Source organism: Pseudomonas sp. B21-012 (assembly GCF_024749305.1).
In the GTDB taxonomy this organism is placed as follows: Bacteria; Pseudomonadota; Gammaproteobacteria; order Pseudomonadales; family Pseudomonadaceae; genus Aquipseudomonas.
Map to the genome: position 1 here is coordinate 1,146,681 of NZ_CP087197.1, position 17,891 is coordinate 1,164,571.

Consider the following 17,891-nt stretch of genomic DNA (forward strand, 5'->3'; position numbering starts at 1 on the left):
CACGAGATATCCTGATGAGCACTGTTGCCACACTCAACAAGGCCTCACCCCTGGACGCCCTGCAGCGCTGGTTACCGAAACTGGTGCTGGCGCCAAGCATGCTGATCGTCCTGGTGGGCTTTTACGGCTACATCCTCTGGACCTTCGTCCTGTCCTTCACCAACTCAAGCTTCATGCCCAGCTACAAATGGGTGGGCCTTGCGCAGTACGCACGGCTGATGGAGAACGACCGCTGGTGGGTGGCGAGCAAGAACCTGCTGCTGTTCGGCGGCATGTTCATCGCCATCAGCCTGGTGATCGGCGTGCTGCTGGCGGTGCTGCTCGACCAGCGCATCCGCCGCGAAGGCTTCATTCGCACCATTTACCTGTACCCCATGGCGCTGTCGATGATCGTCACCGGCACCGCCTGGAAGTGGCTGCTCAACCCCGGCCTGGGCCTGGACAAGATGCTTCGCGACTGGGGCTGGGAAGGCTTTCGCCTGGACTGGCTGGTGGACCCCGACCGGGTCGTCTACTGCCTGGTGATCGCCGCCGTGTGGCAGGCCTCGGGCTTTGTCATGGCGTTGTTCCTGGCCGGCCTGCGCGGCGTCGATCAGTCGATCATCCGCGCCGCGCAGGTCGATGGCGCCAGCCTGCCGAGCATCTACCTGCGTATCGTTTTACCGAGTTTGCGCCCGGTGTTTTTCAGCGCGCTGATGATCCTTGCGCACATCGCCATCAAGAGCTTCGACCTGGTCGCGGCGATGACCGCAGGCGGCCCGGGCTATGCCTCGGACCTGCCGGCGATGTTCATGTACTCCTTCACCTTCAGCCGCGGGCAGATGGGCATGGGCTCGGCCAGCGCGATCCTGATGCTCGGCGCGATCCTGTCGATCCTGGTGCCTTACCTGTATTCGGAACTGAGGAACAAGCGCCATGACTAGGTCCCTCGCTCCCCGCTCGTTGAGTTTCAGCCGCCTGGCGATTTACTCGACCCTGATCCTGGCCTGCGCGCTGTACCTGATCCCGCTGGTCGTGATGCTGCTGACCAGCTTCAAGTCGCCGGAGGACATCCGTACCGGCAACCTGCTGAGCTGGCCCGAGGTAATCACCGGCATCGGCTGGATCAAGGCCTGGGACACGGTCGGCGGCTACTTCTGGAACTCGGTGAAGATCACCGTGCCGGCGGTGGTGATCTCGACCCTGCTCGGTGCGTTGAACGGTTACGTGCTGTCGATGTGGCGCTTCCGGGGCTCGCAGCTGTTCTTCGGATTGCTGTTGTTCGGCTGCTTCCTGCCGTTCCAGACCGTGCTGCTGCCGGCCTCGTTCACCCTCGGCAAGCTGGGCCTGGCCAGCACCACCAGCGGCCTGGTGCTGGTGCATATCGTCTACGGGCTGGCCTTTACCACGCTGTTTTTCCGCAACTACTACTGCAGCGTGCCGGAGGCGCTGGTGCGCGCGGCGCGGCTCGATGGCGCGGGGTTCTTCACCATCTTCGGGCGCATCCTGCTGCCGATGTCGGTGCCGATCATCATGGTCTGCCTGATCTGGCAGTTCACCCAGATCTGGAACGACTTTCTCTTCGGCGTGGTGTTCGCCAGTGGCGATGCGCAACCGATCACCGTGGCCCTGAACAACCTGGTCAACACCAGCACCGGGGTCAAGGAATACAACGTCGACATGGCGGCGGCGATGATCGCCGGGTTACCGACCCTGTTGGTCTATGTGCTGGCTGGCAAGTATTTCCTGCGCGGGCTCACGGCCGGCGCGGTCAAGGGGTAAACACAATGGCAACGCTTGAACTGCGCAACGTCAACAAGAGCTACGGCAGCGGCATGCCGGACACCCTGAAGAACATCGAGCTGTCGATCGACTCCGGCGAGTTCCTGATCCTGGTCGGGCCGTCCGGCTGCGGCAAGTCGACCCTGATGAACTGCATCGCCGGCCTTGAACAGATCAGCGGCGGGGCGATCCTGGTGGATGATGCCGACATCAGTGGCATGAGCCCCAAGGACCGCGACATCGCCATGGTGTTTCAGTCTTACGCGCTGTACCCGACCATGAACGTGCGCGACAACATCGCCTTCGGCCTGAAGATGCGCAAGATGCCCGCCGCCGCCATCGATGAAGAAGTGGCGCGGGTGGCCAAGCTGCTGCAGATCGAGCACCTGCTGACGCGCAAGCCTGGCCAGCTGTCCGGTGGCCAGCAGCAGCGCGTGGCCATGGGCCGGGCGCTGGCGCGGCGGCCGAAGATCTACCTGTTCGACGAGCCGCTGTCCAACCTCGACGCCAAGCTGCGGGTGGAGATGCGCACCGAGATCAAGCTGATGCACCAGCGCCTTAAGACCACCACGGTGTACGTCACCCACGACCAGATCGAGGCCATGACCCTGGGCGACAAGGTGGCGGTGATGAAAGACGGGCTGATCCAGCAGTTCGGCACCCCACAGCAGATCTACAACGACCCGGCCAACCTGTTCGTCGCAAGCTTCATCGGCTCGCCACCGATGAACTTCATTCCCCTGCGCCTGCAGCGCAAGGACGGGCGCCTGCTGGCCCTGCTCGACAGTGGCCAGGCGCGTTGCGAGCTACCCTTGGGGTTCAATGTCGCGGGCCTGGAGGAGCGTGAAGTGATTCTCGGCATTCGTCCCGAACAGATCGCCCTGGCCCCGGCCCAGGCCAACGGCTTGCCGAGCATTCGTGCCGAAGTGCAGATCACCGAGCCCACCGGGCCGGACCTGCTGGTGTTCGTCACGCTCAACCAGACCAAAGTCTGCTGCCGCCTGGCCCCGGATGTGCCAACCCAGGTCGGCGACACCCTCAACCTGCAGTTCGACCCGGCGCGGGTGCTGCTGTTCGATGCCGCCACGGGTGAGCGCCTGGGTGTTGCCGCACCCGCGCAGACAAGTCAGGACAATGTCGCCCAATTCAAGGGCCGCTGAATTCGTTATAGAACGTAGAAACCCATCGAGAACAATAAAACGAGGAAACAAGGGATGGATCACTTCAAGCGTATCAAGCCGCTGGCGCCGCTGACCCTGCTGGCGGCCCTGGGCGTCAGTTGCGGGGCGCAGGCGGCCGGCGCCTTTGCCCCGGAGTCGAAATGGATGAGCGGCGACTGGGGCGGCACCCGCACCGAATTGCTGGAGAAGGGTTACGACTTCACCCTCGATTACGTCGGCGAGGTGGCCGGTAACCTCAATGGTGGCTACAACGACGACAAGACTGCCCGTTACAGCGACCAGTTCGCGCTCGGTGCGCATCTGGACCTGGAGAAGATCTTCGGCTGGCACGATGCCGAGTTCAAGCTGGCGATCACCGAGCGTAGCGGGCGCAACCTGTCCAACGACCGCATCAGCGACCCGCGCGCCGGCCAGTTCAGTTCGGTGCAGGAAGTCTGGGGCCGTGGCCAGACCTGGCGCCTGACGCAGATGTGGGTCAAACAGAAATATTTCGATGGCGCCCTGGATATCAAGGTCGGCCGTTTCGGTGAAGGCGAGGATTTCAACAGCTTCCCCTGCGACTTCCAGAACCTGGCGTTCTGCGGCTCGCAGGTGGGTAACTGGGTTGGCGGCATCTGGTACAACTGGCCGGTCAGCCAGTGGGCCATGCGGCTCAAGTACAACATCACCCCGGAGTTCTTCGCCCAGGTCGGCGTGTATGAGCAGAACCCCTCCAACCTTGAGACCGGCAATGGCTTCAAGCTCAGCGGCAGCGGCACCAAGGGCATGATCCTGCCGGTGGAGCTGGTCTGGTCGCCGCAGGTCAACGGCCTGCCCGGCGAGTACCGCCTGGGTTACTACTACAGCACGGCCAAGGCCGATGACGTCTATGAAGACCTCAATGGCCAGCCCCAGGCATTGACCGGCGCCGCCTTCAAGTCGCATTCGAGCAAGCATGGCTGGTGGGTGGTGGCCCAACAGCAGGTCACTACGCACAACGGTGATGCCAACCGTGGCCTGAGCCTGTTCGCCAACTTCACCGTGCACGACAAGGCCACCAACGTGGTCGACAACTATCAGCAGGTGGGCATGGTCTACAAGGGCGCCTTCGATGGCCGGCCTAAGGATGACATCGGCTTTGGCGTGGCGCGCATCCACGTCAACGATGATGTGCAGGACAGGGCAAAACTGCTCAACCAGCAGAGCGGCATCGCGGATTACAACGACGCCGATTTCGTGCCGATCCAGAAGACTGAGTACAACGCCGAACTGTACTACGGCTTCCACGTTACCAACTGGCTGACCGTGCGGCCGAACCTGCAGTACATCAAGAGCCCGGGCGGGGTGGATGAGGTGGATAACGCGCTGGTCGCCGGGTTGAAGATTCAGTCGTCGTTCTGAGGCGATATGTTGTAAATTTACGCATATTGCGACCGCTGTGCGGTCGATCGCTGGCAAGCCAGCTCCCACATGGATTGCGCAGAACCTGTGGGAGCGGGCTTGATCCGCGATGAGGCCCTCACTAACAACAAGAGTTTCCCGCCATGCCAGAGCACCCGCTACAACGTTTCTTCACTTCGCAGAGGCCCAGGCCGACCTTTGAGTGGGAGCGTTACCAGCAGCGCGATGTGCTGATCATCGATCACCCGCAATGCCAGGCAGTATTCAGCCGTCAGGGCGCGCAGTTATTGCACTTCCAGCCCCAGGGCGAGCGCCCCTGGCTGTGGTGTGCGGCGCAGTGGCCGCAAGTCGGCGCCATCCGCGGCGGCGTGCCGGTGTGCTGGCCCTGGTACGGCCGACACCCCAGTGAAGACATGTGGCCGGCCCATGGCTGGGCGCGCCTGCTTGACTGGAAGCTGATCGACAGCAGTGAAGACGCAGACGGCGTGACCCTCAAATGGCGCCTGCAGCTGTGCGACTGGCAGGTTGACCTGCTGGCCAAACTGGGCAAGCGCATGGAGCTGCAGCTCAGTACCGAACACCAGGACAGCCAGCCTTGTCAGTTGAGTCATGCTCTGCTGGCCTATTGGCGTATTAGTGACGTTTCCGAGATAGCGCTGTCTGGGCTAGAAAACATTGAGGGTTACGACCGTTTGAACCGTCAGGCCTGTCGGCAGAAGGGCGCCTTGAAGGTCCATGGTGGTTGCCAGCGGGTATTCCCCAATGCGGCGACCCTGCAGTTGCACGACCCGGCCTGGCAGCGCCAGTTGTGCATCGATACCGGTGACAGCGAGGACACCGTGGTCTGGCACCCCGGCAGCCGGCCGTTGATGGGCGTCAGTGGCAGCGAAACCCTGGGCTTCGTCTGTGTCGAGGCGGCCAGCGGCAGCAGTGACAGCCTGAGCCTGGCGCCGGGTGAGCAAGCACACCTGCGGCTGCAGGCGCACTTGCTCAGTTGAGTTCGTCGTCGATCGGGTAGCGGCTGGCGTTGAGACTTTCCTTGATCTTGCGCAGGTGCGGCTGGAAGTCGACGCCGCGGCGCAGGGTCATGCCGGTGGCCAGCACGTCGAGCACGGTCAGCTGGATAATCCGCGAAGTCATCGGCATATAGATGTCGGTGTCTTCCGGCAGCGGGATGTTCAGACTCAGGCTGCTGGCCTTGGCCAGCGGCGAGTCGGCGGCCGTCAGGCCAAGTACCGAGGCGCCGTTTTCCCGGGCCAGGCGCGCGACTTCGACCAGCTCGCGGGTGCGCCCGGTATAGGAGATGATCACGAACAGCTCGCCGGTGTGGGCCACCGAGGCCAGCATGCGTTGCATCAGCACATCGGCATGGGCCGACACTGCCAGGTTGAAACGGAAGAATTTGTGCTGGGCATCCAGCGCCACCGGCGCCGAGGCGCCGAGGCCAAAGAAGTGAATCTGCCGGGCCTGGATCAGCATGTCGACGGCGCGGCTGACCAGCTGTGGATCAAGTTGCTGGCAGGCACTGTCCAACGAGGCGATGGCGCTGCCGAAGATCTTTTGGGTGTAGGAGGCCGGATCATCATCGGCCTCTACCGCCCGGCTGACATAGGCGGCGCCACTGGCCAGGCTCTGCGCCAGTTGCAGCTTGAGCTCGGGGTAGCCGCTGACGCCGAACGAGCGGCAGAAGCGGTTGACCGTCGGCTCGCTGACCTTGGCGGCCTGGGCCAGGGCGGCGATGCTGAAGCGGGTGGCTTGCTGGGGGTTGAGCAGGATGACTTCGGCGACTTTGCGCTCAGCCTTGTTCAGCTCTTCGAGGCGGCCCTGGATCTGCTCCAGGAGGTTTCGCACGCGGTCCATGGGTGTTTTCCTTGGGTCGTTGAGACAGCCGGCTGGCGACAGCAGCGGGCTTTTGACACGGTGGCCTATCGTACTGATGGCATGGATGGCACACCACTTGAATCTGTCCACTGGGTAAAATGTTGTGGTTTTTACTACATTATTCCTTGAAAACTGCGATTGAAAACGGTATTTCTACGTCAACTTGATAAAAGAACCAACATCATGGCTTCGATCAGCGTTGAACCCTGCACCTTTGCCCTGTTTGGCGCCCTTGGCGACCTGGCCTTGCGCAAGCTGTTCCCGGCGCTCTACCAGCTCGACCGGGCCGGCCTGCTGCACGCTGATACCCGGGTGCTGGCCCTGGCTCGCGAGCCGGGCAGTGTCGCTGAGCACCTGGCGTCGATCGAGGCGCACCTGCAGGAGTTCGTGCCTGCCGGGCAAATAGAGGCGCCGGTACTGCAGCGCTTTCTCGCCCGCCTTAGCTACCTGCACGTGGACTTTCTCAAAGCCGAGGACTACCAGGCGCTGGCTGAGCAGGTTGGCAGCGATAGCCAGCTGATTGCCTATTTCGCCACCCCCGCGGCGGTGTATGGCGGCATCTGCGAGAACCTCGACCAAGCCGGCCTTAGCGCCCGTACCCGGGTGGTGCTGGAAAAGCCCATCGGCCATGACCTGGAGTCTTCACGGCGGGTCAACGACGCCGTGGCCCAGTACTTTCCGGAAAACCGCGTTTACCGCATCGACCATTACCTGGGCAAGGAGACGGTGCAGAACCTGATTGCCCTGCGCTTTGCCAACAGCCTGTTCGAAACCCAGTGGAACCAGAACTCGATCTCCCACGTGGAGATCACCGTTGCCGAAAAGGTCGGCATCGAAGGGCGCTGGGGCTATTTCGACAAGGCCGGGCAATTGCGCGACATGATCCAGAATCACCTGCTGCAGCTGCTTTGCCTGATTGCCATGGACCCGCCCAGTGACCTCTCTGCCGACAGCATCCGCGACGAGAAGGTCAAGGTGCTCAAAGCCCTGGCGCCGATCAAGGGCGAGGGCCTGAGCACCCAGGTGGTGCGCGGCCAGTACATTGCCGGCTACAGCGAAGGCAAGCCGGTGCCCGGCTACCTGGAAGAAGACAACGCCAACGCCCAGAGCGACACCGAAACCTTCGTCGCCCTGCGCGCCGATATCCGCAACTGGCGCTGGGCGGGGGTGCCGTTCTACCTGCGCACCGGCAAGCGCATGCCGCAAAAGCTGTCGCAGATCGTCATCCACTTCAAGGAAACCCCGCACTACATCTTCGCCCCGGAACAGCGCTTACAGATCGGCAACAAGCTGATCATCCGCCTGCAGCCGGACGAAGGCATCTCGCTGCGGGTGATGACCAAGGAGCAGGGCCTGGACAAAGGCATGCAGCTGCGTAGCGGGCCCTTGCAGCTGAATTTTTCCGACACCTGGCGTAGCGCGCGGATCCCCGATGCCTACGAGCGATTGTTGCTGGAAGTGATGCGCGGCAATCAGAACCTGTTTGTGCGCAAAGACGAAATCGAATACGCGTGGAAGTGGTGCGATCAGCTGATCGCCGGCTGGAAGCAGTCGGGCGACGCGCCCAAGCCCTATGCCGCCGGTTCCTGGGGGCCGATGAGCTCGATTGCACTGATTACCCGCGATGGGAGGTCCTGGTATGGCGATATCTGAACTGCAACTGCCGGCAAACGTCGCGGCACATGAATTCACTGCCCCTGCGCTGTTGGCCGAAGGCTTGGCCAAGGATGTGGCTGCTCGCCTGAATGCGACGATTGCCGACAAGGGCCAGGCTACCTTGGTCGTCTCCGGCGGCCGCAGCCCGGTGGCGTTCTTCGCCGCACTGCTCAAGCAGCCGCTGGACTGGTCGAAGGTACTGGTGACACTTGCCGATGAACGCTGGGTACCGGTGGAACATGCCGACAGCAATGCCGGCCTGCTCAAGCGCCATTTGTTGACCGGCCCTGCTGTCAAGACGCGGTTCCTCAGCCTCTACCGTGCTGCTGGCAGTCTCGACGCCGCAGCGCTGGAAGCCGACCAGGCCCTGGCCGAACTGCCAGGGATCGACGTTCTGGTACTGGGCATGGGCGACGATGGCCATACCGCCTCGCTGTTCCCCAACAGCCCGAACCTTGCCGAAGGTCTTGATCCGAACAGCGCCCGCCGTTGTCTGCCGATGCTGGCGCCGAGCGTGCCGCATCAACGCCTGAGCATGACCCGCGCGCTGCTGGCGAGCGCCGGTTTTACCGCCTTGTCGGTGCAAGGCGCGGGCAAACTCGCTACCCTGCGCGCCGCACTGGCGGGCAATGACCTGGCCGAGATGCCGATTCGTGCCTTCTTACAAGACCCTCTGGATATTTACTGGTGCCCATGAGCCAAGGATCCGCCGTTATGACCACGCATGAACTGAAACAGCCGGGAGCTTCCATGGCCGACAAGATTGCCCGGATCGATCAGATCTGCACCCAGGCGCGCATTCTGCCGGTGATCACCATCGCCCGCGAAGAAGACATCCTGCCCCTGGCCGACGCCCTGGCGGCCGGTGGTATCAAGACCCTGGAAGTGACCCTGCGCTCCTCCCATGGCCTCAAGGCCATCCAGGTCCTGCGCGAGCAGCGCCCCGAGTTGTGCATCGGCGCGGGCACGGTCCTGGACCGCAAGATGTTTGCCGCCGTGCAAGCGGCCGGCGCGCAGTTCGTGGTCACCCCGGGCATCACCCAGGATTTGCTCGAGGCCGGCGTCGACAGCGACATCCCGCTGCTGCCAGGTATCAGCACGCCGTCGGAAATCATGATGGGCTATGCCCTCGGCTACCGGCGCTTCAAGCTGTTCCCGGCCGAAATCAGCGGCGGTGTAGCGGCGATCAAGGCCTATGGCGGGCCGTTCGGCGACGTGCGTTTCTGCCCCACCGGCGGGGTCAACCCGGGCAATGTGAAACAGTACATGGCCCTGGCCAATGTGATGTGCGTGGGCGGTACCTGGATGCTTGACAGCAGCTGGATCAAGAATCACGACTGGGCCCGTATTCAAGCCTGCAGCGCCGAGGCCCTGGCACTGCTGGACTGAAACCGAATTCGTTGTGTGCTACACGGCTTTGAGGTGCGCTTGGTCGGCGCACCTTTTTTTTTGCCGGTGATTTTTCGATGTTGCTGGTGTTGTAGGGAAGGGCGTCCGGCTGTCGCGATTGTCGACCGCGCCGTACGGTTAAGAGGCTGCACGACTTTTAACTGAGGTGCGTTATGCAAGAAGAAGTACATGAAGCCATCGGCTTCCCGCTCAAGAGCGGGTCGTACGAAATTGAACGCTATCTGATTGGCGATCGAAATTTCAATCGAGGCTGCTGGGTGAACGGGCAGTCAATCTACGGCGAAGTCAGCTTCAAAGGGCGTAAATGGCCGACCATCAGCCGGCCGGTTTTTGCCTATCTGAACTATGTTGATACGCGAGTGATACAGGCTACTGGCGATCAGAACATAGAAGTCAGCGCTGCTCAGGGGCATCACCTTTGGTTCTTCAAGGGCACGGCAAAAGACTGTTCTGTGGCGCCGGCGATTGATCAAGTCAATGCGTTTTCCAATCTTCAAACCGGGATGGATTCCGAGCAGGCCTGGGCACCTGCACGGCCGCAAAAACAATCGTTGCTCGTCCCGGGTAGTACGACCTATTTGGTTTATCAGGTAGCACTGGTCTATGCCCATCGCGTATTCGCTGCTGCTGACACTATAGGTGGCCTGTTCAGCTCCAATCATGCGTGCGTCGTGAGCACGGGTGGGAAAAACGACTTGATACTGCTTTCTTCGGTGGCAACCAGTCGGCTTTGCGCCAACGAGCAGGTGCAAGGCGCGCAGCCACCTCTGTCCAGAGACGACCTGTTCAAACTGATACTGCTCGATAACTACTCCACGGCTGGCGATGCCCGCGCCTGGAGTTTTGATATGGACGCTCTTGTGGATCCACGAAAACGCTACTGATCAACAGGCGTACCTGGATATTACCGACGATAATCGCTTCGACAAGGAATTCACCGATGAATCAGCAACCGGAAATACGCAACTTGCCTTTCAAAGAGGGCGCCTTCGAAATTGATCGTTACTTGTTTGCAGAAGGCGCATCCAATTATGGATGCTGGGTAAATGGCCTGACCGTGGGAGGGGACGTCAGCTACCTGGGCTCCTCTTGGAATGTTCAGACGCGGCCCATCTTTGCCTACCTGGAATACCTCAGGCCGCTGGTTAACAAGCTCAGTGTCGAGCAGACGTTCAAAGTGACTACCCAGCAAGGGATGAGCAAAAGTTACGCAACCGCCGTCTCGAAAACCTACGGCGCCGGGATTAAATTGGGGGCGATCAGGCTGGGGGCGGAGATTACTGAGTCCAGTGTCTACGGTGAGGCCTTTTCCGAGTCCAGCACGGACGAGTGTTCGTTGTCGGTTCCTGCGCATGCGACGAACTATGTATATCAAGTCAACATGGTCTATGCGCACAAGATGCTGGGGGGCGGTAAGTTTAAACAGGCGGCGGACAACAATCTCGTCGATCTGGTCGTTGACGAGTTTCAACGCGTGACACGCGAGGACCTGATCTTTCTCACCTCGTTTGCCACCCAGAAAGTTGTCATGTTGCCCAGCGACGCGTCGATCAACCCCTACAGTTGGGAGCAGATCAAAAAGTCGGTTCTGTTTGAAGGCTACCAGCACTATAACGAAGAGCAGGGTGAAATCGGTTTCTGGGGTTTCTGACTACCTCAAAGACTGATGGCCAGCATGCCGGTCACGCCTGAAATACGGGCAAGACCGGCATAGCACTTAGAAGCTGTCGCTGGTGCTGAAGCTGCCACCACCGCTGCTGCTGGAGGTGGAGAAGTCACTGGAGCTTGAACTCGAACTCGAACTGCTGGAGCCGGAGCTCGACCAGCTGAATGACGAAGAGCTGCTCGACGAAGAACTGCGCGGCACCAGGCGCCGACCACTTTGCAGCACGGTTTCCAGGGCGTGCAGGCTGAGGTCGCGGGTCATGTAGTCGGTCAGCAGGCGCTCGATGCTCAAGGTCGTGTTGTAGGTGTAGTCGCTGTCCCGGTAATAGTCGGTGCGCAGCGCCCGCTCCAGTTCCTTGGCCCGCTCATAATTGTGCAGGGCGCGGTCATGCTGCTCGCGCAGCTTTGGCAAACGGTCCTGGACGTCACGCAGGCGCGGGTACAGTTCCTTGAGTTGGGCGGCGATCTTGTCGTCGTTGCTGTCTGGGGTCTTTTGTACTTCGACCAGCAGTTGCTCGATGGTTTGCGCCTGCAGGCGCTCGGTGATGTTCTGGCGGATGCGCAGGTAATGCGGGTCCTGCTTGCCGGCAAAATTGGCCAGTTTCAGGTGCTGCTCGTTGGCCCGGGCCTTGGCGGCGACGATGTGCTTGTTCAGGGTGACGTCTTCGCGGCTCAGCGGGTCCATGCCTGCGGTTGTGCGCGCCTGGGCCAGGTGCTGGTCGACTGCCTCCTGCAACCCGGCTATCAGGCTCAGGCGCTCACCTTGCAGCTCTTCGTTGCGGGTCTGCATGGCCCGCAGGATCAGCTCGTTGTTGCGGTTGCCGGCAAAGTTGACGCGCTTGGCCAGCGTGTTGTCGAGCCAGCGGTGGAGAAAGTTGTGGCGGTACTGCTCGGTGCCGTAGTCGCGCTTGAGCAGGTGGTAGTAGATCGGGTTGGCGCTGTACGAAGGCAGCTTGTCGACGCACTCCTGGCGGATTTCCTGGTAGCCGGTATTGGCTTCAGTGTTGGCCTCTTGCGCGGCCAGCAACTGCTCGCCCAGCTCACACCAGGCAGGCTCGAGCGCCAGTTGCTGCTTGACCTGGCGGTCGATGCTTTCAATCTGGCTGCGTACCGCGTGCTGGGCGGCCAGCGACTCGGCGATATCGGTTTCGACCCGGGCAAGTTCGGCGCGCGATTGCGCTTCGGCGTCCTGGCGTGCCTGCAGTTGCTGCAGGGTGTCCTGATCGAGGGCCGGGCGATGTTCAAGCTTGAGTGTGGCGATGTTGCTCAGGCGGGTGAGAATGTCCTGTTCCAGGCGCGCTTCCTGACTGCTCAGGGCCGACAGCAACTGCTCAGCGCTACGCAGCAAGGCCTCGCAACTGCGGGCGTTCTGCGCCACGTTGCCGGTGAGGGTAGAAGGGGTCATGTGTTCACCAGTCCATGATCATGTCAGGGTTGCCCGTGGTGCGCTGGTTGAAGCGCAGGGTCAGCGAGTTGGCAGCCTTGCTGCCCATCATGCGGTTATCGACATGGCCATCGTCAAGTTTGTCCGCTTTGACCTTGAGGTATTCGGCCTGGCTGACGCGCACGGCGAACAAACGAGCCCAGCGCTGCTTGCCGGTTTCGGCGCTGGTAACCGGCACTTCGACGCTGATACCCGCTGCGTCGGTAGCCTCGACCACCAGGAACCAGCTCTTGCCCTTGTCAGTGTCTTCGCCGCGGTTGCAGCCGGCGGGGTCGTAGCAACGCTCGACCCCGGACTTGATCCCGGTGCGGTCGACGATCTGCAGGGTCAATGGCACGGCGGCGAAATCGAGCATCTGCTTGAGGTGTTCAAGCTGATTACGGGCCAGGGGGACGTTCTGCTCGTGCAGGGCATTGTTGGCTTGTGCCAGCAGCGCTTGCAGTTGCGCGCGGTCACCGGCGGCCAGCGGCATCGCTTGCAGGCGCTGCTGCAACTGATCGCGCAGGGTGCTCTGTTCGAGCCAGTAGGCGATGCGCTCGATCTCAAGATCCAGTTTGGCCACTTGCTGGCTGGCCGCTTTGAGCGTATCGCCATCGTTAACCTGCAGCAGTTGCCGGTCAGCCGATTCGGCAAGCGCCTTGAGCGTGGGGAACGGCTTCAGGCCTTCGAGGTAGGCTGGCATCGCCAGCAGCCTGGCGAGGTTATCGCGCTGCGGGTAGATACCCTCTACCGTGGTAAAGGCTGCGCGGGCCGAGGAAACGGCCTTGCGGGCCTGCTCGATCTGCGCCTCGTGCATCGTGACCAGGTTTTTGACGTTGTCGCGGTTGGTCTTGTTGACGAACTGCGGCACATCGCTGGCAAAACTCTGGTCCAGCGGCGGCAAGGTTTGCCGGACCTGATCGAGGATGCGGCTGACAGCGGCATCGGGCTGGGCCTGCGCCTTTTGCTGCCACTGCCTGAGCTGCTCGTGCTTGAGCTGGATGTCAGCGCGCACGTCTTCATCATGGCGGCGCAGGTCGCGGGCGCTGTTTTCGATTTCGACGGTAATGCCGCTGTCGTGGGCAATGCGCGTGCACTGGGTGATCAGTGCCGCGGCGATGATCGCCAGGACCACCTTGAACAGTTGGCTACGCGCCATCGACGCCTTGCTCAGCAGCTTTTGCCGCCAGCTCAGCGGTGGTGCCTCGAACATCAGGCGGCGGGCGAAGAAGTCACGCACGCCTTGTTCGATCAAGGCCTCATCGAAAGCGATGTTGTGGCTTTGGTAATAGGTCCGGATGCGCGCCGCAACTTCCGCGCGGCGCTTGGGCAGGTCCAGGTGTTCCTGGACCTGCATCTGCTGGTGGCGCAATTCGTCGACGAACGCCATCGCTCCGAGCTGTTCGGAGAGTGGAATACTGCTCATCAGGCCGCCTTGCTGAGCAGTGCGGCGAACTTACGCTTGGAGTCCTCGACCGCAGCGGCGATGTCGCGCGATGCGTTGCTCGACTCGGCCCGGTAGGTTTCGGTCAGGCTGTGCATGTCGTTCTGGAACGACAGCGTGGCATCGGCCAGGGCGCGAACCGAATCGACCTTGATGGTCGAGCCGTAGCTGGCCTTGACCGCAGCTTCAAGTTGCTGGTTGCCGGTAGTGCCCAGGGCCTCGAGGCCCTTGCTGATGCCATCGGTGGTGGCGTTGAGGGTATGTGTCGCCTCGGCCAGGCCGCTGTTGGCGGTGAACGAAACCGCAAGGCCGGTGAGCACCACCTCGTTGGTCGAGAAGAACGAGACCATGCGCTGGTACTGGCGCTCCTTGATCACGTGCACCTGGTTGATGCGGGCGAAGACCATCTCGGCGGTGTTGTAGCCGACCTTGAGGTCGTCGGCGATGTCCTTGACGATCTGGTAGCGCTTGTCTTCATCCTGCAGGGCGCGCACGGCTTCGTCGCGGCGCAGCTCAAGGGCGGAGCGCTGGGCAGGTTCGGCCGACTCGGCTGCGGTGACTTGCTGGTTGGCTTCGTTAAGCTCGACCGTGCGCTGCTCCAGGGCCTGGCCGGCAATCGCCAGCACTTGCTGGGCCTCGACCTCGGCGGCTTTCATGGCCATGCGAAAATCCAGGTAGGACTCGAGGATCACCGTCTCACGGCTGATCTGGTCGTTGGCCGACTTGCACACTTGCAGGTAGTTGTCGCGAATGTCGTTGAAGCGGCTGGGGATCGAGCCACGGCGTACATTCATCCACGCCAGCTTGAGTTTTTCCATGCTGTCCAGGCGCCCGTCGTCCATCCAGCCGGCCATGGCGGCGGCGTCTTCGCGGATCGAGGTAAAACTCTGGGTGATGTCCATGAAGCGGGTGGAAATGTCCATGCCCTCGATCTGCTCGCGGACCATGCTGTTAAAGGCGGTGGCTTGCTGCAGCACGGCGGCGATCGAGGTGACCTTGCTGCTGTCGTATTGCGCCACACGGTCGAGCAGTACCAGTACCGGAGCGTCCTGGACAGGGCGCAAGAGGTTGATGCCGATGGTGCGCAGGCCGCTCAGTGCCCGCTCGAGGTAGTTGCTCATCGAGTGTCCTTTCATGATGTGCGCGCAGCGCAAGGTAAAGCGAGGAGGGGAGTATACCGGGGGTTGCCAGCAAGCTGACCGACGATTTTTATTGCACGCAAACGAAAGTGCCCGCCTCCGGAGGGAGGCGGGCACACGGTTGCAGCTCAGTTCAGGGCTCAGGCCGCCTTGGCTGCCTGCTGGCTCAGCGAACGGTTCAGTGCACTGAACAGCGCCTTGAAGCTCGCGGTGGTGATGTTTTCATCGATACCCACGCCGTGCACCGGACGACCACCGGCCACGCGCAGTTCGATGTAGGCCGCGGCCTTGGCGTTGGTGCCGGCGCCGATGGCGTGCTCGTTGTAGTCCATGATCTCGACGGCGATCGGCAAGCCGGCCACCAGGGCTTCAAGGGCGCCGTTGCCCTTGCCGCGCCAGTGCAGGGTGGTTTCGCCTTCACCGGCAACTTCCACTTCCACCGCGCTGTGGCCGTTCTCTTCCTGCAGGCGATGGCTGACCAGCGCGTACGGCGCGTTGGCCTGCAGGTACTCGCGGTGCAACAGCGAGTGGATCTGCTGGGCGGTCATCTCCAGGCCCAGGCGGTCGGTTTCACCCTGAACCACCTGGCTGAACTCGATCTGCATGCGCCGTGGCAGGCTGATGCCGTATTCCTGTTCGAGCAGGTAGGTGATACCGCCTTTGCCCGACTGGCTGTTGACGCGAATCACTGCCTCGTAGCTGCGGCCGATGTCGGCCGGGTCGATCGGCAGGTACGGCACTTCCCACTTGGCATCGTCTTTCTGCTGGGTGAAGCCTTTGCGGATGGCGTCCTGGTGCGAGCCGGAGAATGCGGTGTGAACCAGGTCGCCGACATACGGATGACGCGGGTGCACCGGGATCTGGTTGCACTCCTCGACCACCTTGCGCACGCCGTCGATGTCGGAGAAATCCAGCTCGGGGTCGATGCCCTGGGTGTAGAGGTTCAATGCCAGGGTCACCAGGTCGACGTTGCCGGTACGCTCGCCGTTGCCGAACAGGCAGCCCTCGACACGGTCGGCGCCGGCCATCAGGCCCAGCTCGGTGGCGGCCACGCCAGTACCACGGTCGTTGTGGGTGTGCAGGCTGATGATAACGCTGTCACGACGGTTGACGTTGCGGCCGAACCACTCGATCTGGTCGGCATAGATGTTCGGCGTCGAGACTTCGACGGTGGCCGGCAGGTTGAGGATGATCTTGTGTTCAGGCGTTGGGTTCCACACCTCGATCACTGCATCGCAGACTTCCTTGGCGAACTCGAGCTCGGTGGCGCTGAAGGTCTCCGGCGAGTACTGGAAGGTCCACTGGGTTTGTGGCTGCTGGGCGGCATATTTGACGAACAGCTTGGCCGCGTTCACGGCGATGTCCTTGACGCCTTGCTTGTCCTGATTGAAGACGATGCGGCGGAACGACGGGCTGGTGGCGTTGTACAGGTGGACGATGGCCTTTTTCGCCCCGCGCAGCGATTCGAAGGTGCGCGCGATCAGGTCTTCACGGGCCTGGGTCAGCACCTGGATGGTGGTGTCGTCCGGGATGTGGCCATCTTCGATCAGGGTGCGAACGAAGTCGAAGTCGGTTTGCGAAGCAGACGGGAACGAGGCTTCGATTTCTTTTACGCCAACGCTGACCAGGGTCTTCCAGAAGCGCAGTTTCTTTGCCGCATCCATGGGCTCGATCAACGACTGGTTGCCATCACGCAGGTCCGAGCTGCACCAGATCGGCGCCTGGGTGATGGTCTTCGAAGGCCAGGTGCGGTCCGCCAGGTTGACGGTCGCGAAGGCGCTGTATTTTTTCGAAGGGTCTTTGAGCATGGTCATGAAAGCAATCCTTGAATGTGCGGCCTTGAAAGGGGCCCGCCGAACGAAAACGAGATGAAAAGGCGAGGCGACGCGATTCAGCTTGGTAGTCGTGCACTGACCAGGCAGAGGCTGCGGTGTTGACGAAGCAGGATGAGGGTCTGAAAGGTTTTCATGGCTTCAACCCTAACCAGTGGGGTTAAAGATGGCAAGCCTTGCAAGAAAATTGAGAGAAATGCTTAAAAAACCAGTTTTGTCGAGATTTTATGGCGATTTACAAATAAAAAGACCGCGCCAGTTGCGCGGTCTTTTTGAATGGCGCAAGCCAGGCCTCAGGGCTGGAAGGCGCCGATGAAGATCGCCGGATCGACCCGCGCATCATTGAGGCTGACGTTCCAGTGCATATGCGGGCCGGTGGCGCGGCCGGTCGCGCCGACGCGGCCAACCACGGCACCGCGGCTCAGTTGCTGGCCGGGCTTCACGTCGATCTTCGACATATGGCAGAACATGCTGATAAAGCCCTGGCCGTGGTCGACAAACACGGTGTTGCCGTTGAAGAAGTAATTGCCGATGAGGATTACCTTGCCGTTGGCCGGGGTCTTGATCGGCGTGCCGGCGGGTACGGCGAAATCCAGGCCCGCGTGCGGGTTGCGTTCTTCGCCATTGAAGAAGCGGCGCACGCCGAACTTGCTCGACAGCGGGCCGTTGACCGGCTTGTCGAGAATCAGGTTGCTCGGCAGGGTGGGGCTGAAGCTGCGGTAGGCCTTGATCTGCTCGGCCAGCTCGGCGTCGATGCGCTTGAGGTCGGCAGGGTCGGGGTTGACCTGGCGTTTGTTCTTCAAGGTGATGCGCTGTTCCGGGTACTTCTTGCTGCCCACGTTGAAGCTAAGGGTACGGCTGCCCTGGGTGAGCTGCGCGGTGCCGGGCTTTTGCGTCAGTGGCAGGCCGACGATGGCCAGCCAGGTGTCCTGTTCCCTGACCACCAGCACTGGCTTGCCATCAAAGCGCGCGCTGGGTGGCGTGGCGGCCGGGCCCAGGTCGACGACGGCGACGCCGCCGGGTACCGGCTTGTTCAGTTGGCGGGTGATGTAGCTGGCCTGGGCGCTGCTGGCGAACACCAGGCACAGGAGCAACAGCGGGGCAAATAGACGCGGCATG

Annotated in this window: 16 protein-coding genes; 10 read left to right on the forward strand and 6 right to left on the reverse strand. The window is 61.7% G+C overall.

The annotated features are described in order from the left end of the window. Positions 1 to 14: 14 nt before the first annotated feature. From LOY37_RS05220 to LOY37_RS05240, 5 genes are all read left to right on the forward strand, one after another. A complete protein-coding gene (locus LOY37_RS05220; protein ID WP_045196443.1) occupies positions 15 to 923 on the forward strand; it encodes a carbohydrate ABC transporter permease in 909 nt (302 codons plus the stop codon). After that, a complete protein-coding gene (locus LOY37_RS05225; RefSeq protein ID WP_045196445.1) occupies positions 916 to 1,761 on the forward strand; it encodes a carbohydrate ABC transporter permease in 846 nt (281 codons plus the stop codon). Before LOY37_RS05220 ends, LOY37_RS05225 begins: the two co-directional genes overlap by 8 nt. Before the next feature lie 5 nt (positions 1,762 to 1,766). Next, complete coding sequence (locus LOY37_RS05230) at positions 1,767 to 2,921, forward strand: ABC transporter ATP-binding protein (RefSeq protein WP_093387058.1); 1,155 nt, start codon at positions 1,767 to 1,769, stop codon at positions 2,919 to 2,921. 54 nt (positions 2,922 to 2,975) lie between these two features. Next, a complete protein-coding gene (locus tag LOY37_RS05235) occupies positions 2,976 to 4,322 on the forward strand; it encodes a carbohydrate porin (RefSeq protein WP_258716407.1) in 1,347 nt (448 codons plus the stop codon). Between the two features lie 143 nt (positions 4,323 to 4,465). Next, complete coding sequence (locus LOY37_RS05240) at positions 4,466 to 5,320, forward strand: D-hexose-6-phosphate mutarotase (RefSeq protein ID WP_045196451.1); 855 nt, start codon at positions 4,466 to 4,468, stop codon at positions 5,318 to 5,320. Here LOY37_RS05240 and hexR read toward each other — a convergent pair. Continuing rightward, the gene (gene hexR, locus LOY37_RS05245; RefSeq protein WP_176794343.1) at positions 5,313 to 6,173 is read right to left on the reverse strand and encodes a DNA-binding transcriptional regulator HexR; all 861 of its coding nucleotides are present in this window, start codon (positions 6,171 to 6,173) and stop codon (positions 5,313 to 5,315) included. The genes LOY37_RS05240 and hexR overlap by 8 nt on opposite strands. 213 nt (positions 6,174 to 6,386) lie before the next feature. Here hexR and zwf point away from each other — a divergent pair, with 213 nt between their 5' ends. The 5 genes from zwf (at position 6,387) to LOY37_RS05270 (ending at position 10,920) form a co-directional block, all read left to right on the forward strand. Beyond that, positions 6,387 to 7,856 carry a glucose-6-phosphate dehydrogenase gene (gene zwf, locus LOY37_RS05250; protein ID WP_258716408.1) on the forward strand — a complete coding sequence of 490 codons (1,470 nt, stop codon included), beginning with the start codon at positions 6,387 to 6,389 and terminating at the stop codon, positions 7,854 to 7,856. Then, positions 7,843 to 8,556 carry a 6-phosphogluconolactonase gene (pgl, locus tag LOY37_RS05255; RefSeq protein WP_258716409.1) on the forward strand — a complete coding sequence of 238 codons (714 nt, stop codon included), beginning with the start codon at positions 7,843 to 7,845 and terminating at the stop codon, positions 8,554 to 8,556. Before zwf ends, pgl begins: the two co-directional genes overlap by 14 nt. Before the next feature lie 17 nt (positions 8,557 to 8,573). Further along, positions 8,574 to 9,248 carry a bifunctional 4-hydroxy-2-oxoglutarate aldolase/2-dehydro-3-deoxy-phosphogluconate aldolase gene (locus LOY37_RS05260; protein ID WP_258609616.1) on the forward strand — a complete coding sequence of 225 codons (675 nt, stop codon included), beginning with the start codon at positions 8,574 to 8,576 and terminating at the stop codon, positions 9,246 to 9,248. A 173-nt stretch (positions 9,249 to 9,421) separates the two neighbouring features. Beyond that, a complete protein-coding gene (locus tag LOY37_RS05265) occupies positions 9,422 to 10,153 on the forward strand; it encodes a monalysin family beta-barrel pore-forming toxin (RefSeq protein WP_258716410.1) in 732 nt (243 codons plus the stop codon). Between the two features lie 56 nt (positions 10,154 to 10,209). Further along, entirely contained in the window at positions 10,210 to 10,920 is a 711-nt protein-coding gene (locus tag LOY37_RS05270; RefSeq protein WP_258716411.1) for a monalysin family beta-barrel pore-forming toxin, read from the forward strand. A gap of 66 nt (positions 10,921 to 10,986) precedes the next feature. Here the strand turns inward: LOY37_RS05270 and LOY37_RS05275 are convergent, their stop codons facing one another. The 5 genes from LOY37_RS05275 to LOY37_RS05295 form a co-directional block, all read right to left on the reverse strand. Further along, positions 10,987 to 12,339, reverse strand: coding sequence for a hypothetical protein (locus LOY37_RS05275; RefSeq protein WP_258716412.1), 1,353 nt, complete (start codon positions 12,337 to 12,339; stop codon positions 10,987 to 10,989). Between the two features lie 4 nt (positions 12,340 to 12,343). Beyond that, positions 12,344 to 13,783: a DUF6384 family protein gene (locus tag LOY37_RS05280; protein ID WP_258716413.1), complete on the reverse strand. Its 1,440-nt coding sequence runs from the start codon at positions 13,781 to 13,783 to the stop codon at positions 12,344 to 12,346. Further along, entirely contained in the window at positions 13,783 to 14,922 is a 1,140-nt protein-coding gene (locus LOY37_RS05285; RefSeq protein ID WP_258716414.1) for a merozoite surface protein 3b, read from the reverse strand. The genes LOY37_RS05280 and LOY37_RS05285 overlap by 1 nt, the downstream gene beginning before the upstream one ends. Before the next feature lie 158 nt (positions 14,923 to 15,080). Continuing rightward, entirely contained in the window at positions 15,081 to 16,754 is a 1,674-nt protein-coding gene (gene leuA, locus LOY37_RS05290; RefSeq protein ID WP_045196464.1) for a 2-isopropylmalate synthase, read from the reverse strand. 311 nt (positions 16,755 to 17,065) lie between these two features. Further along, complete coding sequence (locus LOY37_RS05295; RefSeq protein ID WP_093387011.1) at positions 17,066 to 17,890, reverse strand: M23 family metallopeptidase; 825 nt, start codon at positions 17,888 to 17,890, stop codon at positions 17,066 to 17,068. Position 17,891: the final 1 nt, after the last annotated feature.